Genomic DNA, 843 nt, shown 5'->3' with positions numbered 1-843 from the left:
CAAACTCCTATATCGATAAAGTTGCAATGGATGGACTACGTAAGTCGCTTAATGATGAATTTAACTATATTTATATAATAAACTTACGGGGTGGAGTGCGTGGTAAAACTGGGACCCTAGCTAAAGAAGAGGGAGGAAATGTTTTTGATATAATGACTGGGGTTGCAATAATACTTTTGATAAAAGATGGTTCAAATAATCATAATATTTATTATCATGATATTGGGAAAAACCTTAACAGAAAACAAAAAATTGATATTATTCAGAAATGGGAAGGTATTATGTCAGTTACGTTTGAACAAATATTACCGGATTCTCATAATGATTGGATTCATCAACGAAATTCTAATTTTGATAAATTTAGGTCACTTTATGAAAAAAATGCAGGAATTTATGATTTTCGTCAAATGGGAATAACTTCCAAGCGTGATAAGTGGGAATATGGTTTGACAAAATAAAATCACATAAAAAATATCCAGACACCTAACAAAGAATATAAAAAAGTCAGAAATAAATTGAAAAATAATTATGTAAATGAGGAAAATATAGTTATAGATGAAACAAAGATACAATGGAGTAGAGAACTTAAACGTAAACTGAAAAATGACATATGCATTGAGTTTGATGAATCAAAAGTAGTGGAGGCCTTATATAGGCCCTTTACTAAAAAACATATTTATTATGATAAAAATCTTATTTCTTATCCTGGCAAGTTTAGTAATCAACAAAAAATAGATAATATGTATATAATGACTCCAGGTTCAGGAAATCGTCGAGAATTTAGTGTGTTAGTTACTGATTTAATACCTGATGGAAATATATTTGATGCGGGGGCACAGACCT

General features: G+C 29.8%; 1 protein-coding gene and 1 pseudogene. Both read left to right on the top strand.

Translation table 11 applies throughout. The features are described from left to right. Positions 1–458: pseudogene (locus tag KVT27_RS23330) on the top strand (hypothetical protein); the annotation flags it as partial. Between the two features lie 57 nt (positions 459–515). Then, positions 516–843: type ISP restriction/modification enzyme (locus KVT27_RS23325; RefSeq protein WP_305799934.1), on the top strand; the 328-nt coding region annotated here is incomplete at its 3' end.

Origin of the sequence: Lysinibacillus sp. GbtcB16 (assembly GCF_019091145.1) — a bacterium.
Taxonomy (GTDB): domain Bacteria; phylum Bacillota; class Bacilli; order Bacillales_A; family Planococcaceae; genus Lysinibacillus; species Lysinibacillus fusiformis.
Note: the sequence above shows the minus strand (reverse complement) of the source record. Positions and strands in the feature narration are given on the sequence as shown.